Origin of the sequence: Providencia sp. PROV201 (assembly GCF_028479545.1) — a bacterium.
In the GTDB taxonomy this organism is placed as follows: Bacteria; Pseudomonadota; Gammaproteobacteria; order Enterobacterales; family Enterobacteriaceae; genus Providencia; species Providencia huaxiensis.
Genome location: NZ_JAMPNW010000001.1, coordinates 274,679 through 300,510, shown reverse-complemented (window position 1 = coordinate 300,510; position 25,832 = coordinate 274,679). Strand labels below are relative to the sequence as shown.

Here is a 25,832-nt window from a genome sequence, read left to right as displayed (position 1 = left end):
TCTAATTTCCTGATAATCAATAACTAAGCAGCGGCAACAGACCGCGGTGGGTAAATACGAGTCGGCATCACTAAAATTAGCCCGGTTAATAACAGTGCCAAACCAGAAACTAGCAAATATAGGTCTGAGCTAGCTAAAACATGCCCTTGGTTTGAGGCGAGTTTAGTGAGTTCACCGATAGAGTTTGTGGCAGTATCGCGATAAGTACTGCCGTAGCTGTCAGCAATTACGCCCGAATGGAAATCGCCTCGCTGGCGGCTTAACAGGGCGATTGCTCCCCCAGCAGCCGTTGCCGCAAAACCTTTAACGGCATTAAACCAAGCCGCAGCAAAGGGGCCATCAGTGGGCAATAACCCACCTGTTGCCATCATCAACAGCGGAATGACGGCCATGGGTTGTGCTACGGCTTGCAAGAGGGAAATCATTCTAAAGTTGTCGCCATTCCAATCAGGAGTCAGCTGCGATGCGAGAACACAAGCGGCTGCCATCAAAAGTAAACTCATGGCGAGTACCCAACGGCAATCAACTTTTGGGGTATTACAAATAATGGCAATGATAGGGAGCGTAATGAGTTGTGGAAGCGATACCCATAGCATCATGTCTGAGGTTTGTTCTAGGCGATACCCTTGAATAGCCGATAAATAGCCAGAGGTAATATTCACCAAAGAAACCATAATCAACAACACACCACCCAGGGTGATTAATGAGAACGACAGGTTTCGTTTGCCAAGTAACTGTAAATTGAAAAAGGGTAATGGGTGATACCACTCGTTTATCAAAAACAGGGCTAATAGGCCAAGGCCACCAATTAATAAAACATAAATTAATGATGAATTTAGCCAATCAAGGCGTTCCCCTTGAGAAATCCCCACAGTGAGCATGGCAAGAGCACTTCCACCCAGAAGTAAACCTCGCCAGTTAAACTGTTTGAGTCGTTCTAAGCGTAGAGGGTCTTGCGGCAAACCAAAGCCAATGCAGATGGTGGCTATCGCCATAAGAGGCAAATTCCAATAAAAATATCCACTCCATCCCCAGTGGAAGGCAAAAGCGGCTGCAGTGGCACCAAAAGTAGCACTCCAGGCAGAAACCCAGCCATAAGCCCCTAAACCTAAAACTTTAATAAGCGGAGGCATAAAACGCAGCACTACCGTCATTAACATCGGTGGGAGAGCGCCACCAGCAAAGCCTTGTAAACTACGTATTGTCAATAGAAGGGCATAATGGTCTCCAAGCCATGGTGTAATTAACCCGCCAATCAGATAAATAGAGCACATAACAAGAGCCACACGACGTAGTGAGAATGTCGGCCAAAAGCAAGGCGTAAATCCTGAACCAATTACAAAACCGGTTACATAACAAGTGATTAACCAACTGCCAGTATCAATATTTAATGCCATTGCGCCCTGAATATCGCCTAGAGCGAATTTACTGGCGTTTTCTCCCACGCCACTCGCCATTACCGCTAAAAAAACACCAAATAGCCCCATCCATGTGCGACCACTGATCTCACTCGCGCTGGCTATCCATTTGTTTTTTTTGGGCTGCGTGATAGACGCATCAACCATTTCAAACTCCTGCTATTTAAAAATTTGTTCTGTCATTTTTCAGCAGTAGTATCTAAACTTTATTAAATTGTTTAAAATGAAATGATGTAATTAAATTATTGCATAAAACGCAATCCAATAATAAGGAGGGCTGCAAAGGGGCGAGGAGGATGAATGCCACAAAAAATTGATTTCAATTTGATTTATGCGTTGAATTTATTATTGGAAGAGGGGAGTGTAGGAGGGGCAGCCGAAAAAATGAATTTAAGTGCTCCCGCTATGAGCCGAATTTTAGGGCGAATTCGTGAGCAATTTAATGACCCGATCCTCGTCAGGGCGGGGCGTAAATTAGTACCAACACCGAGAGCATTAGAACTAAAAGAACAACTTAGCCATATTATTGCTCAAGCAGAAGCGCTAATTGATCCTGACGAATTATTCAATCCAAAAACATTAGAAAGAACATTTGTTATTCGTGCGAATGATATTTTTATTGGTGCTTTAGGAGGCGGGTTATTAGAAAAGCTGAGGGAACTCGCTCCACAAAGCCGTTTAGTTTTTATCGCAGAAAGCGATACAGAAGATGATTCTTTGCGTAGTGGTAAGGTAGATCTAGTTATCGGTTCTTCTCGAGATTGGCACCCTGAAATTAAGGCTCAGAGCTTATTCACCAGCACTTTTCAGGCACTAGTTCGCCCAGGGCACCCGATTATCGAGCAGGTGACGCCTGAAAGTTTAACACATTTCCCGCATATCAGCGTATCACGCAGAGGGCGTACGCTTGGGCCAATTGATGACGCATTACGCGACCTTCAATTACAACGCAATGTTGTGTTGACCTTACCTAGCTTTCATTCAGCCATGATGCTAACAATGAACTCTGATTATATTTTGCCGCTCCCTCGTCATGTGCTGCAAGGGGTAAAGAGTGTTAATTTGCCGTTGGTTGAGATTGAACTTCCCTTGGAGTTAGAATCGATATTCATCGTGCAAGCATGGCATCCAAGGTTGGACAGAGACCCTGCACATCAATGGCTGCGCCAGACGATTAAACAATTTTTTCTAGAGAAAGAATAACGTTTTATTTTTATGGTAGGTGCTTAGTATCTGCTTTGGAAACACAATAAGAGTAGTAAGCAGAGCAATATTAATAAGTAAAATTTTCAGATAGATACAGATAGCAAAAAGCCCGCATTAAGCGGGCTTTTAAAATTTGGCTCCTCCAGCTGGACTTGAACCAGCGACATACGGATTAACAGTCCGCCGTTCTACCGACTGAACTATGGAGGAATTGCTTTGTTCCTGAGAACGAGGCGCATATTACCCATCCTGTTCACTGTTGTAAAGCATAAAAACGAAAAAAACAGCCAAGTGAGTGTTAAGTAATCGATTTGGTGATTATCTATCCCAATAAGTGATGGTTTTGCCCATATTATGCGGCTTATAGAAGATGCTAGGGGACTATTGATAATAAAGGTGAATGCTTCAATGCAATGCAGTAGTAAGGGATATATCAAACAGAGAGCAAAAACAGAAAGTAAAGACAGATAGCAAAAAGCCCGCATTAAGCGGGCTTTTTAAATTTGGCTCCTCCAGCTGGACTTGAACCAGCGACATACGGATTAACAGTCCGCCGTTCTACCGACTGAACTATGGAGGAATTGCTTGTTCCTGAGAACGAGGCGAATATTAACGATATCATCTCAGGCTGTCAATCATAAAAACAGAAAAAATATCTAACTGTTCATTCACTGCACATTATGATGAAGTTTTACTCTAGTTAATTGATATTGAATTAATTTTGAGCCGCAAGCGTGCCAGATAATTGCGGAGAAACTTCAGGGTAAGCGACGTGATAGATATCATAAAATGAAATCATTCCCTTTAAAGCAATTAAACGTGATATTTCTTGTTTGATAGCAGGGCTAACATCTTGTGAATCAATAATTTTGCTTATTGCATTATCAGAAACTGGTTCAGTGACAAACCATTCCCCGTTATAACAAACACGTAAATCTAGCACACCAATATCTTCAAAATGATAAACAGGCTTAATGTCAAAAAGTAGCACACTGGCTAACACAATAAAGAGGATGGTGATACCCAGAGCCCAATAAGGGCCAAAATAAGGGGCATACCAAAGAATAATGGCAAGAGGGACATAAGCTGCAACCATGCCGACACATAAATAAGGGTGATTGGCAAGAAATTGGCTATTAAAATAAGGTTTCCCATCACGGTTTTCACGTTTATTGATGGTATCCAAATCTTCGACGAGTATTTGTTTGATAATATCCATGTGTATAACTCTCTGTCAGATATCTATACTAGGAGGGTATCACGAGCAATTGAGATTGTTATATATCAGTTAAAAAAAATATTTACACAGATTGTCATCGTATCAGATAATTCTTACTGACATAGAGTGAGTTGCTGGCTTTTTAAATTAAAGTTTTCTTTAAATTATCAACTAAATGCAACGATTTTGTTAACGTTATAGTCGATAAAAGTGATGTAATCGAAAAAACGGCATATTTTTCAGGTTTGCTCGTATAAAATAGTTGCTATTATCTTTAAGTCATGAGTTAATGAGTATCGGCCTGTTTAGCAGTCCTATTTGATGTATGATTACTGAGTTAGTGTGTTCTAAAGAAAAAAGTTATCACAGATAGCCTTTGACCGTGACGCTTCATCTTGGTGTTTCCCTGATTAAATAGTTGACTCTGGCCCGTATATGCCAAAAGGCAAGTTTTTTTGATGTTATATAGGAAAAGTCAAATGTCCGACAAAATGAAAGGTCAAGTTAAGTGGTTCAACGAGTCTAAAGGCTTCGGTTTCATCACTCCAGCTGATGGTAGCAAAGACGTTTTCGTCCACTTCTCTGCCATTCAGGGCAATGGTTTCAAAACTCTGGCTGAAGGTCAGCAAGTTGAATTCACCATTGAAAACGGTGCAAAAGGCCCAGCAGCTGCTAACGTAACTGCTATCTAAGCTAATTGCTTAACTGATTTTCTAAAGCCCGTCATTTTTAATGACGGGCTTTTTCGTATGCGCTACATTTATGGTTAACTTATTTTGTTGGGAAAAGAGTGTTATGAATATTAATGACCGTGTTTATGTAAAAACAGACGGAGAAGAGCGCCGAGAAGGTACTATTTTACTTATCGAACCTTTTAATGAAGGGATAATGTATTTAATTGCATTACCTGATTACCCTGAAGGTATTTGGTTCTTTAATGAAAAAGAAGGTGATGAAGGGATTTTTGTTACGCCAGTTGAAAGATAAGTTTCAATTTAATGGACACTTTGTTCTTTACTTAATAATTTTCCCCACTTATACTCCTCCCATCTTTTACTTAGGAGATTATTACTTGGACAGTCAGAGTTGGAATAAAAACTTAATTTAATGGCAAGCCAGTAATCTTCTTTTCTTTTTGCTGCTTGCCACGACGGCGGGCGGTATCTGATGTTTCCTCATCACACTACTCCCTTATAATTGTATTTAATTAAATAGCGTATTATAGCTGTATTGAGTGTGTATCATGTTGGTATATGTTTATTCTCTATTTCCTCCAGGCAATAGCTAATGGTTTTTGAGTAATTTATTTTACTCAAAATATAGCTATATGCTTTTTATTAAGCATATAAATCATTATCCAAGTTATTTTTGGAGGGATTATCATGCTTTTTTCCCCTGATATTTTAAATTTACTGTCTGCTATGTGTTTTGGTGCATTAATTGGTGCTGAGCGCCAATGGCGTCAACGAATGGCGGGTTTGAGAACGAATGCACTGGTTGCAACTGGCGCAGCCGTGTTTATTTTAAGTTCTGTAACGACATCACCAGATAGTCCCGGGCGTATTGCCGCTCAAGTGGTGTCTGGAATTGGTTTCCTTGGAGCGGGAGTAATCATGCGTGAAGGCATGAACATCCGAGGGCTAAACACTGCGGCAACACTTTGGTGTTCTGCGGGGATCGGTGTTTTATGTGGATTAGGGCAATACTCTCTGGCATTGATGGCGACGTTATTAATTTTATGCGCCAATATTTTGTTAAGAGAAGCCGCTTCACGAATTAATAAGCAACCACAACAGCAAGCACTCGATGTAGAACAACGTTATAAAATTCGTGTCATGTGCCATCAAACGGATGAAATCTTAGTAAGAACACTTATTTTACAAGCAATTAACGGATTACATATTCGGTTGCGATCGTTAAGCAGTGCAGACACATTGAAACCTGAACAGCTGGAAGTGTGTGCTGAATTTCTCGCGACACCTGCCGAGCAAAAAGAAATTGAAGCATTGGTATGCAGAATAAGTCTTGAGCAAAGTGTTAGTGCTATCAATTGGAAAGTGGCATCAGAGCTACCTGCCTGATGACTTTAAATTAACTCACTATAGGAGCTGAAATGGACGACCACCCTCCGTCATGGAGATATAAATTGGAGCTATCCTACTGATAATAATTTAATTTTATTTCAGTTGGATAGCGTAAAAATCACGAGTGTTGTATTCGAGACAACGTTATGACTGAAATAAGAGAACCGCGCAAAAGCGTCAAAGCGGCTGCACGCCAAAAATTTATTGTTGGCGAACAAGCGAGTAAAAACATTGAGCAAGTGCTCAATGAATATCAAACAAATTTATTAGGCTTACCAGAGAATGAGGCAATGGATCGCCTTGTTACTGAAGGCGAAAATGAAGTTGCTCATGAAAAAGCCCCTCCAGCATGGAAACAATTGATCTCTTCTTTTAAAAATCCATTCATATTCGTACTGATTATATTAGCCATTGTGAGCTTTTTTACGGATTATGTTATTCCCAAACGTCAAGGCGAAGAAACAGATTTAACCGGGGTGATTATTATCGTCACGATGGTTTTATTGAGTGGATTTTTACGTTTTTGGCAAGAGTATCGAACCAATAAAGCCGCAGAAGCCTTGAAATCCTTAGTTCGTACGACAGCGACTGTATTTCGTCGTGATAATAAAACGGGGCGTTCTGTTCGAAAAGAGGTACCAATTAAATGCCTAGTCCCTGGGGATATTGTGTTGTTATCCGCAGGAGATATGGTTCCTGCTGATCTAAAACTTGTTGAATCAAGAGACTTGTTTATCAGCCAAGCCATTCTAACAGGGGAATCAATACCTGTAGAAAAATATGACACATTGGGTGATGTTTCAGCTAAAAGTTTAGAACCTGTATCGCCAACAGAAAATGAATTGTTAGAAATTTCAAATATCTGCTTAATGGGAACCAATGTTACCAGTGGTACAGCGCGTGGAATTGTAGTAGCAACGGGCGGAAAAACCTATTTAGGCTCACTGGCCAAATCGATTGTGGGAAGCCGTGCGCAAACATCGTTTGATCGTGGTGTGAATAGTGTCAGTTGGTTATTGATCCGTTTTATGTTAGTCATGGTACCAATTGTATTGCTTATCAATGGGTTTACAAAAGGAGATTGGTTCGAAGCGACATTATTCTCACTGGCTGTTGCCGTGGGGCTAACGCCCGAAATGTTACCGATGATTGTAAGCTCAAACTTAGCCAAAGGGGCAATCGCCATGTCGAAACACAAGGTGATTGTCAAAAGGTTAAATGCGATACAAAACTTTGGTGCGATGGATGTGCTGTGTACGGACAAAACGGGAACATTAACGCAAGATCGTATTATTTTAGAACATTATTTAGATAGTAATGGGCAGAAAAATAGTAAAATTTTGCAATTAGCCTGGCTAAACAGCTTTCACCAAAGTGGTGCTAAGAACATGATGGATCAGGCTATTATCCGTCGAGGTAGAGGTAACAGCGAAGTTGAGCAGCTAAAAGCATTCCAGAAAATTGATGAATTGCCCTTTGATTTTATTCGACGCAAATTGTCAGTAACTGTGAGAACACCGGAAGGTGAAGCCCTACTTATTTGTAAGGGAGCGGCTGAGGAAATGTTAGCTGTTTGCCAAAGTTACCAACAAGATGGTGAGCTTCATTTACTGGATGACCAAGCAAGAACAAAAATTACTGAGCTAGTGAGTGACTATAACAGACAGGGATTTCGTGTATTGTTACTCGCTACTCGTCATTTGAATAAAGCGGAAGCCAGCTTACCGCTTTCGGCTCAAGCTGAGTATCAGTTAGAATTACAAGGCATTTTAACTTTTCTTGACCCTGCAAAAGAAAGTGCAATTTCAGCTATTGCTGCACTACGTGAAAATGGTGTGACGGTTAAGGTGTTGACGGGTGATAATGCGATTATTACTGAAAAAATTTGTCATGATGTTGGTTTAAATATCAGTGAAATCATGACCGGCTTAGAGGTTGAAGAGCTGACAGACGAAGAGTTGAGCCAAAAAGTTGAACAGGTTTCAGTTTTCTGTAAATTAACACCGCTGCAAAAATCCCGTATTTTAAAACGGTTACAAGCTAATGGACATACGGTTGGTTTTCTTGGTGATGGGATCAATGATGCGCCTGCGTTACGTGATGCTGATGTGGGAATTTCAGTTGATACAGGGACGGATATTGCTAAGGAGTCTGCGGATATTATCCTACTTGAAAAAGATTTGATGGTATTAGAGCAAGGGGTGATTAAAGGACGAGAGACTTTTGGTAATATTATTAAATACTTAAACATGACCGCGAGCTCTAACTTCGGTAACGTATTTTCTGTATTAATTGCGAGCGCATTTATTCCCTTCCTACCGATGCTAGCCATTCATTTGCTCGTTCAAAACTTGCTGTATGATATTTCCCAGCTTGCATTGCCATGGGATAAAATGGATAAAGAGTTTTTAAAGCGCCCCCGCAAATGGGATGCAAAAAATATCGGTCGCTTTATGATTTGGATTGGGCCAACATCATCTATCTTTGATATTACGACTTTCGCACTAATGTGGTACGTGTTCCAAGCGAATAGTGTTGCTCATGAAGCGTTGTTCCAATCGGGTTGGTTTGTTGAAGGGTTACTTTCACAGACGCTAGTTGTTCATATGTTAAGAACACAAAAAATACCGTTTATACAAAGTACTGCGGCACTACCTGTTATGCTAACAACGGGGTTAATTATGGCTCTTGGGTTATATATTCCATTTTCTTCATTTGGTGAAATGATAGGATTACAACCGTTACCAATAGAATATTTCCCATGGCTAGCACTTACATTAGTGAGCTATTGTGTTGTCGCTCAGCTGATGAAGCAATTTTATATCAAACGTTTTGGAACTTGGTTATAAAATAGCGTTAAAAGGGGTGAGGTCCAATAACCTCTTATCTGTTTTGTTAGGTATCTAGTGTGGGTTATTTAATATTTACTGTAACTCATTAATATTCAAAAAATAAAAAGAGCCATAATGACAATGGCTCTTTTTGATCTTACAGAATAAAAAGAATAGGGCTTATTACAGACCTAAAGCAGTTTTCATCTGTTTCATTGCATCAATACCTTGTTGGCAAGCTTTATCTTGTTGATCTTTAGGTAGTGCAGCAACTTGTTTTTTACCTTCTTCCAGCTGACCTTTCATTGCATCTAGCTGAGCTTTTGCTTGCGGGTTTTCTGAAGCTTTAGCAATTAAGCTATCAACTTCAGCGAAGTAAGCATTACAAGTTTCAGTTGCACCAGCAACTTCGCCTTTTTTCTCTTCTTCCGAACAAGCAGTGATTGTCAGTGCCAATAACCCCATACCACAAGCTAAAATTAACTTTTTCATAATCAACCTTATTAAAATTATTTATTTATATAGCGAATTGAGTATATAAGAGATGTTTTTAATATCAAACGTGACAAATCCTAAAATAATATTTTAGCTAGCTAATTAAATTTTAATTTGATTAGGCTATCGTATTTTATTTGTAGGCATTCTCACTATATAACTTCATGGGTTTAGGTAAATCTTTTTTTATCATGCGGTTATGGTATCTCTTTGACTGCTCTACGTATATTTAGAGTGATTGGTGGATAACGTAATTGAAGTTAGAGAGAAAAAAGTTAAAGGCGAGTTTGCAAAAGAAGGATAGGTAGCGTTACGGTCTCTTAATTTAATAAACATATTTTTTGGCAATAATTATGCTTCAGCCATCACCATAGAATTATGTTTAATACGTGGGTTTACCTATATTGAGTGCCCGTATCAGCGTTTTAATATCGAAATAACATTTTTTATATGAAATTAAATGTATTAAAAAATCGTTTATTTGTAACAAAATATTTACGGTCGAATGATACGTTTTCACTATGAAATATTTACAGAATTAATGGCTGTTCATTTAAGATGCAATTATAGATGTGAAAAGTGAGCTACTTCACAAATTTAAGAATAAAACCTTTGTATCAGTATAAGTTTGATTTTTAAATTAAATTTTCTTTGTACGCAGATGAAATTATCAGGTAGAGTCTTTGTTTTTAAGCGAACTAATATGTCAGTATCGCTTAACTAATGGTTAATGATAGGTGTACAGAGTTAACGACAACTAAGTTAATTTTGTTGACGCTAACTCAAATTCATACCAAAATTGACTCACCGTAGAAATTCGCCAAAGAGCGAGAGACGGGTTAGAATGTGTTTAACAAAGGGTAATAACTTTTCTTACTGTACATTTTTAGTGTGATCAATTCACTAAAGGTAAAGTAAGAATATATGATATGGGTTCACCATATCGCCATGCAACATAGCAGATATTATATTAATGCTATGGGCATACAATGTATGTAGCCTGATGTATTTGGTTACAATTTTATATTTAGACTTACACACAGGGCTTTACCATTATGTCTGCTTCTATTGTAAAGAAACGGCCTCTGAGTCGTTACATCAAAGATTTTAAACACAGCCAAACTCATTGTGCACATTGTCACAAGACTCTTGATCGCATCTCTTTAGTTTTCAACGATGACATCTTAAATAAAGAAGCTATCGCTGATATGACTGAATTGGTCGATGAAGGTGCCTGGGGGGAGCTGCAAGATAAATTTACTGCACTTTGTCGTTTTTGTAGTGAAATTTATTGCAATAGCAATACTGATTATTTTGATATTATGTCATTTAAACAGTATTTATTCTTACAGACTGAGATGAGCCATAGTACTGTTCGTGAATATGTTGTTCGCTTACGCCGTTTAGACGAACTGTTATCGTCCTCTAATTTTTCTATGAAAGAATTTACTGCAAGTAAAGTTCAAGATGAGTTAAGTGAGAAAATGACAGATTCTGCATTTAGTAATTACAATATTGCATTACGTAAATATGAACAGTATTTATTCTGGGAATCAGAAAAACGCAATAATTAGAATGACATATTGAAAATAAGTATCGCTATTTTCATTGTTGTTTTTAAGCAATGGTGTCCTCATGGGCACCTTTTATGTTTTTAGCGTGCAGGTATCTGGGATAGCATTTATCTGATAGGAACGATGACTGTTGTTGTTATGAGATAAATGTATTTTTAAACAAAGATACTGTGATATATGGCCTGACCATCGTAGATAACGAGGTCAGGCTTTTTGTTTATTATCCTATTGTCATTAAGCTAGCATTACCGCCTGCTGCAGCGGTATTGACACTCAGTGAACGTTCATGAAGTAAGCGTTCAGTCAGAAGATTAATTTCACCGCGTTCGAAGCCTTGTACTGAAATAATTGGCCCTTTACGTTGTGCAACTACCGCGCAAACCTCTTTTAGCTGATCGCTATCACCATGATAAATAACGCCTTCGATTGGCTCTTTAGTTTCTATCCAGTTTTTAGTTAGCGATATGGTTTTTCTCACTTTTTCAGGCAGTGATTTGAACAGCTTCTGATGGAGCTCACTATCTGGCCATAACACCTGACAACCCGCAGAAAGTACAGCGGTTAGCTGGGTTAAACAATCTTGTTCATTATCACTAAGGCATAAAATCAAACCACGAGGGCGCAAGGTATAGGTATTTCTTTCTCCCGTTGGGCCCGGTAATACACGGGTGGTTCCTGTTTGGCTATGGCGTGTAAATAGCTCAATTACGGAAGGCGAAATAGCCGAGTTTTGTTTTTCAGACCATTGTGTAAGTGCTTCAAATGGCTCAAGTAAAATAGTTCTGGCACTTGCATCCATAGGTAAATGGCTATCTTGTCGCTCTAAAGTATTTGAAACAGCATTATCTGGGCGTTCGCTTAATAAACGGTAAAGATATAATGGACCACCTGCTTTAGGACCAGTCCCGGATAAACCTTCACCACCAAAAGGTTGCACGCCAACAACGGCACCAACCATATTTCGGTTTACGTACAGATTGCCAACTTTAGCTTTTGAAACGACTTGGTTGATAGTTTCATCGATACGAGTGTGGACACCCAATGTCAGCCCATAACCTGCAGCGTTAATTTGTTCAACGAGTGCTTCTAGCTCATCTCGTTTAAAACGCACAACGTGAAGAACAGGGCCAAAGATCTCTTTTTTCAGTTCACTTACATCATCAAGTTCTATTAATGTCGGCTTAACATAGGTTCCTTCCATTTGTTCTTGCTGATCATCATGGTTTTCAAATGCAGCTTGGAAAACAGATTTCCCTTTACTGCGCATTTTCTGAATATGTTGATCGATATTCTCTTTTGCTTCACGGTCAATCACAGGGCCAATATCGGTTGATAAATGCTCTGGATTCCCCATGCGGCACTCTTCCATTGCGCCTTTTAACATACGAATGGTTCTATCTGCGACATCTTCTTGGATACATAGAATGCGCAGTGCCGAACAACGCTGACCCGCACTATCAAATGCAGATGCGACAACATCAGTGACAACTTGTTCTGTGAGTGCAGAAGAATCAACTATCATTGCATTTAACCCGCCAGTTTCTGCAATCAGAGGGGTAGGGCGGCCTTGTGCATCTAGGCGTCCTGCAATATTACGTTGAAGTAACCCTGCGACTTCTGTTGACCCAGTAAACATGACCCCTCGAACACGAGTGTCGCCAACGAGTTGAGCGCCAATGGTTTCACCTTTACCCGGTAAAAATTGCAGTACATCGCGAGGAATACCCGCTTGATGCAAAATAGATACTGCGATAGCACCGATTAATGGTGTTTGTTCAGCCGGTTTCGCGAGTACGGTGTTACCTGCTGCGAGAGCGGCAGCAATTTGTCCTGAAAATATTGCTAATGGGAAGTTCCATGGGCTAATACAGACCACAGGCCCTAAAGGACGGTGCGTATTGTTATCAAAATCATTTTTGACTTGGGTTGCATAGTAATTAAGAAAATCTACCGCTTCCCTAACCTCTGCAATCGCATTGTTGTAGGTTTTACCTGCCTCACGCACTAAAATATCTAACAGCGGCTGTAGCTGTTGTTCCATGAGATCAGCCGCACGTAATAAGATAGCAGCTCGTTCAGAAGGCGGGGTTGCAAACCAGATAGTACCTGCATCGTTAGCCGTATTTAATGCATGTTCAGCTTCTTGTTCTGTTGTTTCGCGAACGTGGCCGACAATATCTTTATGACAAGCCGGGTTAGTAATCGGTGTTGCTTCAGGTAACGCTTGCGAAGCTTGGAAATCACCCCCTAACAGTGGTTCTGCGATTTTTTGCTGCATAGCCGTACTCAGTAGGGCACTTGATAACGAAGCCAGTCGATGTTCGTTTGATAGGTCAAGCCCCATTGAATTCACACGTTCTAGGCCGTACAGATCACGTGGTAATGGAATTTTTGGATGCGGTAAGCCAATTTGCCCTTCAGTTTTTGACAGTTCTAAAACATCTTTGACTGGGTCGGCAACTAATTCATCGAGAGGAATAGTGGCATCAGCGATACGGTTTACAAATGAAGTATTTGCGCCATTTTCTAATAATCGACGCACTAAATAGGCTAATAAAGTTTCGTGTGTACCAACAGGTGCATAAATACGGCAAGGGCGGTTTAGTTTGCCATCAGCGACTTTACCAACAACTTGCTCATAAAGTGGCTCGCCCATTCCATGTAGACATTGGAATTCGTACTGGCCAGGGTAATAATTTTTACCTGCAATTTGGTAGATAGCTGAGAGGGTGTGTGCGTTGTGCGTTGCAAATTGTGGGTAAATTAAATTGGGAACCGATAGGAGTTTTCGCGCACAGGCAATATAAGAAACGTCAGTATACACTTTACGCGTATAAACTGGGTAACCTTCTAGTCCATCCATTTGAGCGCGCTTGATTTCACTGTCCCAATAAGCACCTTTTACTAAGCGGATCATTAAACGACGTTGGCTGCGTTCAGCCAAATTTATAATTGAATCAATCACAAATGGGCAGCGTTTTTGGTAAGCCTGGATAACAAAGCCTATCCCATTCCAACCCGCAAGTTGTGGTTCAAAGCAGAGTTTTTCTAGCAAATCTAAAGAGATTTCTAAGCGGTCAGCTTCTTCGGCGTCGATATTAATCCCCACATCGTATTGATGTGCTTGTAATACGAGGGATAACAGGCGTGGATAAAGCTCTTCCATCACGCGAGAGTATTGTGCACGGCTATAACGTGGATGCAGTGCCGATAGCTTAATTGAAATACCCGGGCCTTCGTAGATACCGCGGCCATTTGATGCTTTACCAATAGCATGGATAGCCTGCTGGTAAGACACCATGTAATCTTGCGCATCTTTTTCCGTTAATGCGGCTTCCCCTAGCATATCGTAAGAATATCGGAAGCCTTTATCTTCGAGTTTGCGTGCGTTAGCGAGTGCTTGGGAGATAGTTTCGCCAGTGACGAATTGCTCTCCCATAAGGCGCATTGCCATATCAACGCCTTTGCGCACTAGAGGCTCACCACTTTTACTGATGATGCGATTAAGTGAGGTTGATAGTTTTGCTTCATTATGTGTAGAAACTAGCTTACCCGTAAACAGCAATCCCCAAGTTGCGGCATTGACAAACATTGAGCTACTTTGGCCAAGGTGTGATTGCCAATTCCCATTGCTAATTTTGTCACGGATAAGCGCATCTCGCGTTGCTTTATCAGGAATGCGCAATAAGGCCTCTGCGAGACACATTAATGCGACACCTTCTTGAGATGAAAGTGAAAATTCTTGAAGTAGACCTTGAACTAAGCCTGAACGGCCGATGCCATTTTTTTGATTACGCAGTTTTTCAGCGATTGAATACGCTAATTTATGAGCGGCTTCAGCTTGTTCTGTAGGGAGTTGTGCTTGTTGCAATAACATTGGCACAGCTTGTGTTTCAGGAATTCGGTAAGCAGAAGTAATTGCAGAGCGTTTTACAGATTGTGGTAAAATGTGCTCTGCGAAATCTAAGAATGGTTGATAGTTAGATTCAACAGTGGTGTCTTCATCAGAAGTTTGATTTTCTTTTACATCGATACCGGGTGATAGCTCTGGAAAGGCTTGGCCATTATCGAGTTGTTCTAGGTAATTATAAATAGCTTGTTTGATAAGCCAATGTGATGTGCGGTCAAGACGCTGAGCGGCATTTTTAATGCGTTCACGAGTTGCTTCATCAAGTCTCACACCCATAGTTGTAGTGCTACTCATCTTAATTCCTCTAGGTCACGAGTCATTTTAATCAAAAAAGTTACACCACATTATCTTAATGTTGCAACTTTGTGCAACATTGTTAAGTGTGATTTCTAAAGGAAATGTGAAACATATCGAGTTTTTTAAGTTTTAATAATTTCAATTAAATTAGTGTTTATTTAATTATTATATTTTACATGTGGTTACGTTTTATTTTTCTTGGCGGGACAGTTAAACATCTGATTGTGAATTTTAGTTTAAATTTTAACATTTGTGATATGGATTCTATTTATGCAATAAAAAATAGTTAATTTCTTGTTAATTTAATATGAGTCTGTCTAGGATGGGGCAGTTAAGATATTAAGTTAGTGCAACACAAACAATCACAACCTATTTGGTGTTAGTGCAGATAAATTAAATATGTGCAATAAAGTGCAACACCATGAAGTTACAAGTTATCAACGGCAACTTATAAAGATAACTAATAATTTTAAAGCTACTCAATGGAGAAAACAGGATGACTGTAAGCACTCCGATGATCATTATGTTCGTCGTATATATTACTGGCATGTTACTAATTGGCTATATAGCCTATCGCTCAACTAAAAACTTTGACGATTATATTCTGGGTGGACGAAGTTTAGGCAGTGTTGTAACTGCATTGTCCGCTGGAGCCTCAGATATGAGCGGTTGGTTGCTTATGGGGTTACCGGGTGCGATTTTCTTAGCCGGGATTTCTGAAAGTTGGATTGCTATCGGTTTGAGTCTCGGTGCATATCTTAACTGGTTATTTGTTGCAGGGCGTTTACGTGTCCAAACAGAAAAAAATAATAATGCACTAACATTACCTGATTATTTTACGAGCCGTTTTGAAGATAATAGTAAGATTTTACGTATTATTTCTGCTGTTGTTATTTTAGTTTTCTTTACGATTTATTGTGCATCAGGTGTGGTCGCAGGTGGTTTATTATTTGAAAGCACATTTAATATGAGTTATGAGAAAGCGATGTGGTTAGGGGCACTCGCGACCATTGCTTACACTTTCTTAGGTGGTTTTTTAGCGGTGAGTTGGACTGATACAGTTCAAGCTTCATTAATGATCTTCGCATTGATTCTAACACCTATTGTTGTGATCCTTTCTTTAGGGGGAATAGATACCTCTATTGAAGTCATTAAAGCTAAAAACCCTGAATATCTTGATATGTTTAAAGACATGAATATTATCGCAATTCTGTCATTACTAGGTTGGGGATTAGGCTATTTTGGGCAACCTCACATTTTAGCGCGTTTTATGGCAGCAGACTCTGCGCGTACTATTCGTTCTGCTCGACGTATTAGTATGACATGGATGGTGTTATGCCTAGGTGGAACAATTGCGGTTGGTTTCTTTGGTATCGCTTATTTTGAAAATAACCCGGCTTTAGCGGGGTCGGTCATGCAAAATAATGAGCGCATATTTATGGAGTTAACGGGGATTTTGTTTAACCCATGGGTCGCTGGTATTTTATTATCAGCCATATTAGCAGCGGTAATGAGTACGTTAAGTTGCCAGTTATTAGTTTGTGCAAGCGCGTTAACGGAAGATTTATATAAGCCTTTTATCCGTAAGAGTGCGAGTCAAAAAGAGTTAGTGTGGGTAGGGCGTTTTATGGTGTTGTTGGTCGCTGCAATTGCCATTTATATTGCTCGTGACCCAAATAATAAAGTTTTGGCTTTAGTGAGTAATGCGTGGGCGGGTTTCGGTGCGGCATTTGGTCCTGTTGTTTTAATTTCTGTAATGTGGAAACGAATGACCCGTACGGGGGCACTTGCAGGAATGCTAGTTGGCGCTGTGACAGTGCTAGTTTGGATGAAATACAAATGGTTTGATTTGTACGAAATCATTCCTGGTTTCTTATTAGCAACAATCGCTATTGTTGTTGTGAGTTTAATGACTAAAGCGCCGAGTGCAGCAGCTCAAGCTCGTTTTGACGAGGCTGAGGCAGAATATAAAGCAAGCTAATCGAGCGAGCTTATAAAATCAAAAGGCCGACTAACAGTATTGTTACTCGGCCTTTTTACGCTTTATCATTAATGGTTTTTTCTACGCTTGGCGAATTGGTAACCAATAAATAATAGAATAAACCAAACTGGTGTGGCAATTAAGGCTTGTCTTGTGTCGTGCTGAAATGCTAATAGCACGACCATAAAGGCGAAAAAGGCGAGGCTTAACCATGACATCACAATTCCAGCAGGCATTTTGTAATGAGATGCTTTGTGCATTTCAGGGCGTTTTTTACGGAAATTTAAGTAGCTATATAAAATCATGCTCCAAATAAACATAAAGAGAATAGCAGACACGGTTGTGACTAGCGTGAATGCATGCATGATATCAGGAATAAAATAGATCAGAACAATACCAAAACTGAGGCAGATACAAGTAAAAATTAGCCCGGTAGCAGGCACTGCTTTTTTAGACAATTGGCTAAATTGTTTTGGTGCATCACCTTCTTTTGAAAGCCCAAACAGCATTCTGCTGGTGGAAAACACACCACTATTTGCTGAAGATGCCGCAGAAGTTAGAACCACAAAGTTAACAATACTTGCCGCTGCCGGTAGGCTTATCAGGACAAACATTTCTACAAATGGGCTTTTATCGGCCAATATGGTTCGCCAAGGAGTGACAGCCATAATGACAATTAAAGATAAGACATAAAATGCAATGATCCTGATAGGGATTGCGTTGATAGCTTTTGGCAAAGATTTCTCAGGATCACGTGTCTCCGCAGCCGCCGTACCTACTAATTCAATTCCAACAAATGCAAAAATAGCAATCTGGAAGCCAGCAAAGAAGCCGCTGATCCCCATCGGGAACATTCCACCATCGCTCCAAATGTTACTTAAAGATGCAGTATGGCCAGTAGGGGATTGGAAATTCATGGCGATTAATGTGCCGCCTACAGCAATGAGAGCCACAATGGCCACAATTTTTATCATGGCGAACCAGAATTCAAGCTCACCGAATAGCCTGACAGAAACTAGGTTGAGCGTTAATAAGGTGACCACACAGATAAACGAGGTTACCCATTCAGGAAAATCAGGAGCCCAAAAGCTCACATAGGCTGTAATCGCAATGATATCGGCAATACCGGTGATAACCCAGCAGAACCAGTATGTCCAACCGACAAAAAAGCCTGCCCATGGGCCGATAAGGTCAGCAGAAAAATCACTAAATGATTTGTAGTTCAGATTAGAAAGTAGCAGTTCACCCATTGCGCGCATCACGAAAAATAGTACAAAGCCAATTATCATATATACAAAGATAATCGATGGGCCTGCGAGTGAAATGGTTTTGCCAGAACCCATAAATAAGCCAGTACCAATTGCACCACCAATTGCAATAAGTTGTATATGGCGGTTACTAAGGCTACGTTTTAGTTGATTACGATCAGTATTGGGTTGTGTTGATAGTGAATTCGCATTTTCTTCCATACTAAAGATGTCCGTAGTGGTTTGTGATAATTAGCCACAGTCTTTTTTTTAATTTTGTGGTTATGTTTGCGTGAAATATTGTGACACAAATCTCAATTAGAGTAAGGAAAAGTTATCTTGTTAGGAACGAAGTGATGTTTATTCAAGCATTAGTTTTCTTAAATTTTACATTCGCAACTTAAAATTAACTTAGGTAATAAAAATAGCAGAATCATATTGACTGTAGCAATTGTTAGGCGTTAAATAATTTGTATCGGGTTGTTAGCTCAGTTGGCAGAGTAGGTGACTCTTAATCATTAGGTCGGGGGTTCGAGCCCCCCACAACCCACCAAGATTTTCAATGAGTTAGGTGTGATTGTGATTTTTTAAATTATCTTGCGTGCCATATTCGTGCCATTCAGATTTAAAATATCATCGATGTTTTTGGCGTGTTCTTGCAAGTGAATGGGTGATAGGTGGGCATATCGTTTTACCATTTCTATGCTTTCCCATCCGCCCATTTCTTGCAATGCTGATAATGGCACACCAGCTTGAATTAACCAACTCGCCCAAGTATGACGCAAATCATGAAAATGAAACCCTTCAATACCAGCTTTTTTCATGGCAGAATTAAATGCCTTGTTTGCGTTAACCGTCATTGGCACTAAATCAATAACACCATTTTGCTTACGCTCTCTGACAAAAATATATTTAGTATGTTTGCCTATCTGATCCCGAATAATCTGACAAGCAGTGTCATTGAGCGAAACACCTATCGCGCGATAGTTTTTGGATTGTTCGGGGTTAATCCAAGCTACTTTTCTCACTAAATCAACCTGACTCCACTCAAGGCTAAGTATATTCCCCCTTCGTAGACCAGTAGCTAATGCAAAGGTAATAACTGGCTTTAGGTAATCGGCGGCATTATAAATTAACGCCGTAGCTTGTTCTCGAGTCAGCCACTTAACTCATTAGCAGCTATTCTTAGTAGTGAGCGAATAAATGCCAAGTGTGAATACTTTGATGACTGTGAGGGAAAGCCTTTTTGTGACCCCCTGTTTTTCATCTTAGCTATCACGTTTTGGCATTCATTATTAGTGATAATCCAGTAATCGGACAGGTGGCAAACATGGATACTTCTGATTTTTCCTTTGCCGCCATGTAATCCATAAAGTCGGTATTCATCCTTGCAGACTCAATCATCGGTGTGATTGTTTCTACTTCGCCATTTATTAGAATACTGTCAGCGTTGTAGGTTTTCGCTAGCTCCTTATACTCCTTGGATGCGCGAGTTTTTATTTCTGGCTCAAGTATGAAATCAGTTTCAAATACCTCTGGCTCGAGTAATGCTGCATGAATTGCCGTTCCAATCTGCGCCGATTTACTTCCTTTAAATGGGTTAAAATACAGATTGGCAGGGCTAACGCTAATAGCTTTGACTGACGTTGAGCTTATAGCCTCATCATTGTGATAGTCTTCATTACTTAGCCCGTAAATAACTCCCTCTCTCACAATAACCTTCTTTCGCTTTTTTCAGTCTCAAAAAAAGCGCTCCATGCTTCATCTGATTCTTGAATCGTCATTTTCTATTCCTTAAATATGCGTATTCCTCACTATTAATAGCAATATGAAATGTGTTGTGGTGGGGTATTTAGCTTTTGTCTGATTGAGAAAAAATTCTTGTAAATTATTATTGATTGATAATTTTACTTTTCTTCAGGTATAAAAATGTCACCTTACGCTACTTTTATTATTAATTTCACTACGTTCAATGGAATGGGGTATATGCAAACATTGAGTGACCCGTTTGTAGTGTTTGATTTGGTGGTTAAGATTGGCTATATGAATGGCATGATTTGAGCCTCCTATCCAATCACCCCTAGCCTTTAACATTGAATCGCCATCAAGTAAGCTGCGTCAGCTATCAACCCTATTTGTTCTGCCGCTGAGTCGCCAGTCTCATCAAGTTCTTTGGCTTGCCATGAGTTAGATAAGTAGCCATTCATCGCTACTGTTCGGGTTACTTTCACTATCAAACCAGCATTCAGAACGAGTTATATGAAATTCTACGCCCATACAGTCACCCTTATTAAATTAGAGAAAATAAAATATCACTTAAACGCATAATCTGAAAGTGTGCTTTGCTTCAATTCGCACTCCCGCTAAGTTAGCATTACTGAAACTAATTGATAGGATGGTGAGATGAAAAGAATAAATAGGTATCAAGCTGAAGATTTTATTACAACGTTGGGTGATGTAATTCTCAATTACGATGAGGTTACTGTATCCCAAAAGCACGACATTGTTATTGGGCTAGAGCCAGAGCAAGTAGACAACTTTGAAAGCTTAAAAGGTTTTATAGTAGAAATTAGCAAAGCTATTCCAGATTTTGATAATCAAGTTCAAAGGTATTTTTATCACAGAAACAAAGAATCTGACTTTCCTCACAATTTAAATGTTATTTATATTGAAGGAAACACCGTCATATTGGATTACTGGTCTGAGATGGTAAATAATCAATTCACAATGACATTTCAATACAATAGCGGGGTCTGGAAGTTGATTGATGCAAACGGTAGAAGTCCAAAATGATAACCAAATCTAGCCCGTCCTTGGGCTGGGTGGTTAGGCTAATAGCTTGCCTGATTTAGTTCCTTGCGGACTCATGAGGTTGGCGTAAATAACACCATTCATTTCTGCCAGTCTGCGCGTAACTTCATACTCTTAGGTAGGGTTAAGCTTCGCATTCTGTCCAGAGGATAAGGCTTCTAACCTTGGCTGATATTTGTAACTGACTCACTGTCAGTCGCAAATTATTGAGTGCGTCACTGACAACCTTGAAGTAATGCTTGCCCTCGATAAAGCGTTTTTTATTACGTTTAAAATTTTGCTGAATATTATTAATTTCAGTTTCATAAACGTTAGCTAAGAGTTCGGTGGTGATTACACGAAACCCGTTATGTTGAACAGGCGGTAAATTTTGAACGGTTAATGCGCTCATGCCATTACCTCCACGCTTAACAGTTTTGCTAATTTAGATAAACCTTTGGCAGTAACACGAACTTGTGACACTTGCTTATCTTCACCAGTGCGATTTTTTACTACAGAAACTTTATGCTCAAGTAAGTCTTGCTGGATTTTATCTTGATAGCCAATCCAAACCGAACCGATACGGCGGTAAATCCATTTGCTATGGCTCATTAGGTCGAACAATTTTTTAGGATTTACTTGCAATTGCTTAAGTGATCTGGTGCTAAGTATGCATATCGCAGAATCATCTCAATACTTTTCTAATCGCCCCTTTCTTGCATAGCTGATAGAGGCAAGGGAAAATTCTAGAACAAATAAGGGCACATAGAAGTGAAAATGGCAAATCCACAGATAAGTGGCTATGTGTTGCAACAAGGAATGAGTATAAAGAAGAATACGAAGTTGGAATAAAAAAATACTCCGGCGGGTTTTTTATTGCCTGAGCTGTCGTTGCCCAGGCAATAAGTTACTTATTCTATTTCCTTATTCTGTTCATATAATTTAGCGCCCTTTGCTCGCAGTTCCCCATCGACAATTTCGATAGAATCAGCTTCTACGATAATCTTTTCCTGTGACCCTTTGTCTGATTGTGTTCCGTTTAACTTAATGGTGACTTCAGGGGCACTAATAACACCATCTTTTACCTGTACAGATTCTGATGAGGTTTGTATAGAGCTGGCCATAGCGAACGTAGATAGTGTGATTGAGATTACCGCTAAAGGTGCAATATATTTGCGCATAAAACACTCCATTGTGATGAATTCAATGGGATACTATCAAATGAATATTAAATGGGTTACAAGTTTTGTAAAGGTTCTGTTCACATTATCTATGCCAATAATATATTTGACATTTAAGAGGGTGCTATTACATCCTTCATGAATTTATTATTTCAATTTATTAGAGCGAAATACTGGCTCAATAAACCAATGAATAATTGAGTTTGACGCTAATAAAAGTGCTAAACTAATTGTGACTAGAGTCGCTGTTATTATTAGGGGCAAGCTAAGTTCTATGCCTAAATAATTTAAAGTTTGTAATATAACAAAGCAAATAATAGGATGAATCAAATAAACACCTAAGGCATTGTTTGATACTTTTGCATATTTATGGGTTGATAAAGAAAAGTAAATAATGCTCAAACCTAATATTAGGCTTATTGCAAAATTTAAAACATAGACAGAAAATGAGACGAGAAATAAATATGGACTAATTGTGTTGAATACTGATTCAAAGAAAGTCTCTCGATAATTAAGGAATAAAATAGTTAAGGTTGTTATGCAGAAAATAGAAATAATAGGAGTTTTTCTTAGCGAAGATATATTTTCATTGTTAATGAAGTAAGCTATTACAAAAAAAGGAAAGTATAAAATAACCGAGAAAAACCCTGAGATCGGTATAAGGTAAGTTTTTGTTATTAATGAAATTAATAGTGATTTAGCTAAGATTGTAGATAGCTTGAATTTGTTTGATTTAACGCTTTTTGGTAGTAATAAAAAGATAGCTTGCCATATAGGTGTTGCTAAAAAAAACCAAACTCCGTACTGAGGAGAAAATAGATATGTTTTTAACGTTAACTCACCGGTAAAATAGAGTGGGAGCATATCGATTGTTTGAAACGTAAAGTAAATTATAAAAGCAGGAAGAAGGTGAGATTGTAACTCTTTCCATGTTGTATTTTTTGTTATAAATGCGACTATAAATACAAACATAGGTATTAATGTTAAGTCAAAAGCATTAATAAGCAATGAATATTTGTTTTTATCAACTAAATTTAAATAAAAATTAAAAACAATTAATGAGCTTAACATTAATTTTAGTGTAGGCCAGTATGGTTGCTCGCTATTTTTTATATTTGAGATTAAACTATTTTCTTTCTTCATACATATACCCTATCTAAAAACTAATTAATTGTACCTCATTGAGGTTTTAATTTGAAATGAATTATTTTAAGGATTATAGAATGGGTAAATACCTGTCAAATATTGATTAGTCTTTTTGCGTTACTACCTCACTATTATTGTGAAAAATTAGCTAGTTTAGGAACGGAATATAAAGTACCGCTTAATTTTTTAGCACTCAATGGCAGGATAAAATCACAGGCTATTAGAGCGCCGAACTAAAAAACTGAGAGGCTATTTGAAGGGAGAGTTGATTTTGGTTGGGAACGTAAAATTTGATTGAGTTTTGAGCAGTTAAAAAGAGGCGGTTTGAAATAGGGTACTATTATTCTGTAATGCACTGAATAAACAGGGATTACTGTAACTGCAGAGTTTGAGATATTAGGGGCTAAATTTAACTCAAGTCTCTGCTATTACATTAGCACTTATTAGTATACGTAAGAAATAAGTAAAGGGATCCTAGTTTTTTCCATGAGATTTTCATTATATTGGCTTTGAATTATGGCTAGCTTAGCTGTTATCAAGCAATTTTTGCGTCACAGTGATTGAAGCTTCGACGCCTAATAGATATAAGGCTTGTTCTAAAAGGTCAATTTTGGATGCGTAATGAATATCTAGTAAGCGTTCTATTTGTTGTGCGTTGATGTTCAACCTGCGAGCGAGATCGACACGTTGTATTGCAGAGTTGAGAATAGCGTTATGCAAAGCAATTTTTAAGCAGCAGATTATAGGTAAATAAACAGTAAAGGTTGCATCACTTTTTGTTTGCGTTGCGAGTGGAATTGGTTTCCTGAGCTCAATATGTTCCGCAAAAGTGGCTAGCAGAATTTCTTGGGCTTCTAACTCAACGTCTTCTTTACAATAGCTAACACCCTGTAGGTCAGGAAAATCGCTAAAATTGATTTCATAAATATTTTCTTCCTCAATAAATTCAACTGCTGCTTGATAAGTGAACATGTTTTTCCTTCAAATTATATTCCAGTGTGTTAAGTGTTGCATTGGCGTATGAGGAAAACAAGTTTATCACTTCACTTAACTAGTCATTTCTTCCTTTATTTCTATGTCTATTGGCCCTGTATTTTATTCACTGATCGTCATTGGAAATGATTAATGTGATCTTCTTAACATAAATATACCAATGTGAGAATCGTTTTATTCGGAAATTATTGAGAAATAAAGAAAACAAGTGTGAGGGCTATCGCAAATTGAAAAAATTTTTTGACCATAAAAATTGTAATAAATTAGCTTCTTTTATAAGCAGGTTCCTCACTGAATTATTTTAACTAAAAGTAATTTAATTTTTAATTTTTCATTATTCGATTAAGCGATTTTACTTAAGTTTGATTGCTGTTTAGGGTATTTTGTTAAAATAAAAGTATATAGTAATCAATGGTTACTATAACTAACATTAATTAAATTTGAGGTGTTACGTGAAAATAGCTAAAAACGATAGGCATGAAGGCAAGTAATAATATCTTTAGTTCTTTCTATTTTAAGTGCCGATCAAATATTTTAAAAGAGATATAAAAAACATATGGAAAGCGGAATGTTCTCAATTGAAACCTTCATTTTTTGCTCTCGACTCAAAAGTGGCAGATTGGCGTAGGTTGATCTTTTTATTAAAAAAAATGAGACTTCAGTTATTTTAGATAAAAAAGTAAATATTAATTAATCAAAAAAATTACTTTAATGAACTAATAACAAGATAATTACTTAAATTACCAAATAAGTAAAATGATCTAACAGATGCATTTAAGCTAAATAGATTTTTATTACTGGTCAATGATGTGAATTTTATAAATTTTATTAATATTGTCATATGGTGGTATTAAAATCATTGTTTAATGAATCTAATGAAAATAGAAGCGAACACTTAATATGTATGACAATATAATGAGTGTTTTTATGATAACTACGATTGAATAATTTTGAACGATGGTTGGAGTATAGATTAAACTTATTGAAAATTAATGATTAAGTTTTATTCCAATAATGCCGATAACGGCTTAATGCACTTATGTGCAACTCAGTTTCTTAATGCTAAAAATTGATTTGGATCAATATTTTGTTTTTGATGTTGTGCTTGGTTTTTTTTGCTTAGTTATCGCATCTAAAGAGTTGTTGCTTTGATTAAAATCCTGTCATTTTGTTTAGGGTGACTGAAAATGTTGTTGATATTTAGGATAAGGTGATAGAAGATAAAGAAATAATGAAGATTATTTAATGAATTGATGGGTAATCATCTCATTGGTACAAAAAGAAACATAAGTACCTTGAATAGTTAATTTAGTGGTGCATAATAATTGGCGACTAATAATGACATCAGTAATTTCTGATTCTTATGGAAATCGCTAATTTTTTGGTCACTCCTTATTGTTGTAGGTATTCAGGAAATATATTTAATTTAGGTTTGGAAATTAGTGTATCTATACTCCAAA

20 protein-coding genes, 3 tRNA genes and 2 pseudogenes are annotated in these 25,832 nt (G+C 38.3%); 10 read left to right on the top strand and 15 right to left on the bottom strand.

The window, feature by feature from the left end:
• Positions 1 to 23 precede the first annotated feature (23 nt).
• Positions 24 to 1,565 carry an MFS transporter gene (locus PR809_RS01405; protein ID WP_102139561.1) on the bottom strand — a complete coding sequence of 514 codons (1,542 nt, stop codon included), beginning with the start codon at positions 1,563 to 1,565 and terminating at the stop codon, positions 24 to 26.
• Between the two features lie 153 nt (positions 1,566 to 1,718).
• On the opposite strand from PR809_RS01405, the gene PR809_RS01400 reads away from it, so the two are divergent.
• On the top strand, positions 1,719 to 2,621 hold the full coding sequence (locus PR809_RS01400) for a LysR family transcriptional regulator (RefSeq protein ID WP_206276188.1): 903 nt from the start codon (positions 1,719 to 1,721) through the stop codon (positions 2,619 to 2,621).
• A 137-nt stretch (positions 2,622 to 2,758) separates the two neighbouring features.
• Here PR809_RS01400 and PR809_RS01395 read toward each other — a convergent pair.
• The 3 genes from PR809_RS01395 to PR809_RS01385 all read right to left on the bottom strand — a co-directional run bounded on the left by PR809_RS01395 (position 2,759) and on the right by PR809_RS01385 (position 3,843).
• Positions 2,759 to 2,834, bottom strand: a tRNA-Asn gene (locus PR809_RS01395).
• 294 nt (positions 2,835 to 3,128) lie between these two features.
• Positions 3,129 to 3,204: transfer RNA gene (locus PR809_RS01390), tRNA-Asn, on the bottom strand.
• A gap of 135 nt (positions 3,205 to 3,339) precedes the next feature.
• Positions 3,340 to 3,843 (bottom strand): YlaC family protein, encoded by a 504-nt coding sequence (locus tag PR809_RS01385; protein ID WP_206276187.1) that lies wholly within the window; start codon positions 3,841 to 3,843, stop codon positions 3,340 to 3,342.
• Between the two features lie 479 nt (positions 3,844 to 4,322).
• Between PR809_RS01385 and cspE the strand changes: the two genes are divergently transcribed.
• The 4 genes from cspE to mgtA all read left to right on the top strand — a co-directional run bounded on the left by cspE (position 4,323) and on the right by mgtA (position 8,776).
• Positions 4,323 to 4,535: a transcription antiterminator/RNA stability regulator CspE gene (cspE, locus tag PR809_RS01380; protein ID WP_004909801.1), complete on the top strand. Its 213-nt coding sequence runs from the start codon at positions 4,323 to 4,325 to the stop codon at positions 4,533 to 4,535.
• A gap of 103 nt (positions 4,536 to 4,638) precedes the next feature.
• Positions 4,639 to 4,830 (top strand): protein DsrB, encoded by a 192-nt coding sequence (gene dsrB, locus PR809_RS01375; RefSeq protein ID WP_181489861.1) that lies wholly within the window; start codon positions 4,639 to 4,641, stop codon positions 4,828 to 4,830.
• A 395-nt stretch (positions 4,831 to 5,225) separates the two neighbouring features.
• Positions 5,226 to 5,924, top strand: coding sequence for an MgtC family protein (locus PR809_RS01370; protein WP_042847948.1), 699 nt, complete (start codon positions 5,226 to 5,228; stop codon positions 5,922 to 5,924).
• A 149-nt stretch (positions 5,925 to 6,073) separates the two neighbouring features.
• The gene (mgtA, locus tag PR809_RS01365) at positions 6,074 to 8,776 is read left to right on the top strand and encodes a magnesium-translocating P-type ATPase (protein WP_206276186.1); all 2,703 of its coding nucleotides are present in this window, start codon (positions 6,074 to 6,076) and stop codon (positions 8,774 to 8,776) included.
• A gap of 165 nt (positions 8,777 to 8,941) precedes the next feature.
• Here the strand turns inward: mgtA and PR809_RS01360 are convergent, their stop codons facing one another.
• Positions 8,942 to 9,250, bottom strand: a complete 309-nt coding sequence (locus tag PR809_RS01360; RefSeq protein WP_102139566.1) for a DUF5339 domain-containing protein — start codon at positions 9,248 to 9,250, stop codon at positions 8,942 to 8,944.
• 1,058 nt (positions 9,251 to 10,308) lie between these two features.
• Here PR809_RS01360 and fliZ point away from each other — a divergent pair.
• Complete coding sequence (fliZ, locus tag PR809_RS01355; RefSeq protein ID WP_102139567.1) at positions 10,309 to 10,827, top strand: flagella biosynthesis regulatory protein FliZ; 519 nt, start codon at positions 10,309 to 10,311, stop codon at positions 10,825 to 10,827.
• A 220-nt stretch (positions 10,828 to 11,047) separates the two neighbouring features.
• Here the strand turns inward: fliZ and putA are convergent, their stop codons facing one another.
• Entirely contained in the window at positions 11,048 to 15,031 is a 3,984-nt protein-coding gene (putA, locus tag PR809_RS01350; protein WP_272524426.1) for a trifunctional transcriptional regulator/proline dehydrogenase/L-glutamate gamma-semialdehyde dehydrogenase, read from the bottom strand.
• Positions 15,032 to 15,530: 499 nt separating this feature from the next.
• On the opposite strand from putA, the gene putP reads away from it, so the two are divergent.
• A complete protein-coding gene (putP, locus tag PR809_RS01345) occupies positions 15,531 to 17,015 on the top strand; it encodes a sodium/proline symporter PutP (RefSeq protein WP_102139569.1) in 1,485 nt (494 codons plus the stop codon).
• 68 nt (positions 17,016 to 17,083) lie between these two features.
• Here putP and cycA read toward each other — a convergent pair whose 3' ends face one another.
• Positions 17,084 to 18,484: a D-serine/D-alanine/glycine transporter gene (cycA, locus tag PR809_RS01340; protein WP_102139570.1), complete on the bottom strand. Its 1,401-nt coding sequence runs from the start codon at positions 18,482 to 18,484 to the stop codon at positions 17,084 to 17,086.
• Between the two features lie 255 nt (positions 18,485 to 18,739).
• On the opposite strand from cycA, the gene PR809_RS01335 reads away from it, so the two are divergent.
• A tRNA-Lys gene (locus tag PR809_RS01335) sits at positions 18,740 to 18,815 on the top strand.
• Between the two features lie 34 nt (positions 18,816 to 18,849).
• Here PR809_RS01335 and PR809_RS01330 read toward each other — a convergent pair.
• Together PR809_RS01330 and PR809_RS01325 are read right to left on the bottom strand one after the other, a co-directional pair.
• Positions 18,850 to 19,565: pseudogene (locus PR809_RS01330) on the bottom strand (site-specific integrase); the annotation flags it as partial.
• Complete coding sequence (locus PR809_RS01325; protein WP_206276185.1) at positions 19,538 to 19,975, bottom strand: PD-(D/E)XK nuclease-like domain-containing protein; 438 nt, start codon at positions 19,973 to 19,975, stop codon at positions 19,538 to 19,540. The gene PR809_RS01325 and the pseudogene PR809_RS01330, both read right to left, overlap by 28 nt.
• A 216-nt stretch (positions 19,976 to 20,191) precedes the next feature.
• On the opposite strand from PR809_RS01325, the gene PR809_RS01320 reads away from it, so the two are divergent.
• Positions 20,192 to 20,323 (top strand): hypothetical protein, encoded by a 132-nt coding sequence (locus PR809_RS01320; RefSeq protein ID WP_272524425.1) that lies wholly within the window; start codon positions 20,192 to 20,194, stop codon positions 20,321 to 20,323.
• A 26-nt stretch (positions 20,324 to 20,349) separates the two neighbouring features.
• On the opposite strand, the gene PR809_RS01315 is transcribed toward PR809_RS01320, so the two are convergent.
• Entirely contained in the window at positions 20,350 to 20,493 is a 144-nt protein-coding gene (locus tag PR809_RS01315) for a hypothetical protein (protein ID WP_206276184.1), read from the bottom strand.
• 172 nt (positions 20,494 to 20,665) lie between these two features.
• Here PR809_RS01315 and PR809_RS01310 point away from each other — a divergent pair, with 172 nt between their 5' ends.
• Complete coding sequence (locus PR809_RS01310; RefSeq protein WP_102139573.1) at positions 20,666 to 21,055, top strand: hypothetical protein; 390 nt, start codon at positions 20,666 to 20,668, stop codon at positions 21,053 to 21,055.
• A gap of 154 nt (positions 21,056 to 21,209) precedes the next feature.
• Here the strand turns inward: PR809_RS01310 and PR809_RS01305 are convergent.
• The 5 genes and pseudogenes from PR809_RS01305 to PR809_RS01285 form a co-directional block, all read right to left on the bottom strand.
• A pseudogene (locus PR809_RS01305) lies at positions 21,210 to 21,464 on the bottom strand (ORF6N domain-containing protein); the annotation flags it as partial.
• Positions 21,461 to 21,724: a phage antirepressor KilAC domain-containing protein gene (locus PR809_RS01300; RefSeq protein ID WP_256372932.1), complete on the bottom strand. Its 264-nt coding sequence runs from the start codon at positions 21,722 to 21,724 to the stop codon at positions 21,461 to 21,463. The gene PR809_RS01300 and the pseudogene PR809_RS01305, both read right to left, overlap by 4 nt.
• A gap of 239 nt (positions 21,725 to 21,963) precedes the next feature.
• Entirely contained in the window at positions 21,964 to 22,233 is a 270-nt protein-coding gene (locus PR809_RS01295; protein ID WP_102139576.1) for a hypothetical protein, read from the bottom strand.
• Between the two features lie 147 nt (positions 22,234 to 22,380).
• Positions 22,381 to 23,376, bottom strand: a complete 996-nt coding sequence (locus PR809_RS01290; RefSeq protein WP_272524424.1) for an acetyltransferase — start codon at positions 23,374 to 23,376, stop codon at positions 22,381 to 22,383.
• A gap of 528 nt (positions 23,377 to 23,904) precedes the next feature.
• A complete protein-coding gene (locus PR809_RS01285) occupies positions 23,905 to 24,351 on the bottom strand; it encodes a hypothetical protein (protein ID WP_102139578.1) in 447 nt (148 codons plus the stop codon).
• Positions 24,352 to 25,832 lie beyond the last annotated feature (1,481 nt).

Coding starts and splice junctions, on each gene's coding strand:
- PR809_RS01405 (WP_102139561.1), bottom strand. CDS start 1,565: ATGGTTGATGCGTCTATCACGCAGCCCAAAAAAAACAAATGGATAGCC.
- PR809_RS01400 (WP_206276188.1), top strand. CDS start 1,719: ATGCCACAAAAAATTGATTTCAATTTGATTTATGCGTTGAATTTATTA.
- PR809_RS01385 (WP_206276187.1), bottom strand. CDS start 3,843: ATGGATATTATCAAACAAATACTCGTCGAAGATTTGGATACCATCAAT.
- cspE (WP_004909801.1), top strand. CDS start 4,323: ATGTCCGACAAAATGAAAGGTCAAGTTAAGTGGTTCAACGAGTCTAAA.
- dsrB (WP_181489861.1), top strand. CDS start 4,639: ATGAATATTAATGACCGTGTTTATGTAAAAACAGACGGAGAAGAGCGC.
- PR809_RS01370 (WP_042847948.1), top strand. CDS start 5,226: ATGCTTTTTTCCCCTGATATTTTAAATTTACTGTCTGCTATGTGTTTT.
- mgtA (WP_206276186.1), top strand. CDS start 6,074: ATGACTGAAATAAGAGAACCGCGCAAAAGCGTCAAAGCGGCTGCACGC.
- PR809_RS01360 (WP_102139566.1), bottom strand. CDS start 9,250: ATGAAAAAGTTAATTTTAGCTTGTGGTATGGGGTTATTGGCACTGACA.
- fliZ (WP_102139567.1), top strand. CDS start 10,309: ATGTCTGCTTCTATTGTAAAGAAACGGCCTCTGAGTCGTTACATCAAA.
- putA (WP_272524426.1), bottom strand. CDS start 15,031: ATGAGTAGCACTACAACTATGGGTGTGAGACTTGATGAAGCAACTCGT.
- putP (WP_102139569.1), top strand. CDS start 15,531: ATGACTGTAAGCACTCCGATGATCATTATGTTCGTCGTATATATTACT.
- cycA (WP_102139570.1), bottom strand. CDS start 18,484: ATGGAAGAAAATGCGAATTCACTATCAACACAACCCAATACTGATCGT.
- PR809_RS01320 (WP_272524425.1), top strand. CDS start 20,192: ATGTCACCTTACGCTACTTTTATTATTAATTTCACTACGTTCAATGGA.
- PR809_RS01310 (WP_102139573.1), top strand. CDS start 20,666: ATGAAAAGAATAAATAGGTATCAAGCTGAAGATTTTATTACAACGTTG.
- PR809_RS01295 (WP_102139576.1), bottom strand. CDS start 22,233: ATGCGCAAATATATTGCACCTTTAGCGGTAATCTCAATCACACTATCT.
- PR809_RS01290 (WP_272524424.1), bottom strand. CDS start 23,376: ATGAAGAAAGAAAATAGTTTAATCTCAAATATAAAAAATAGCGAGCAA.
- PR809_RS01285 (WP_102139578.1), bottom strand. CDS start 24,351: ATGTTCACTTATCAAGCAGCAGTTGAATTTATTGAGGAAGAAAATATT.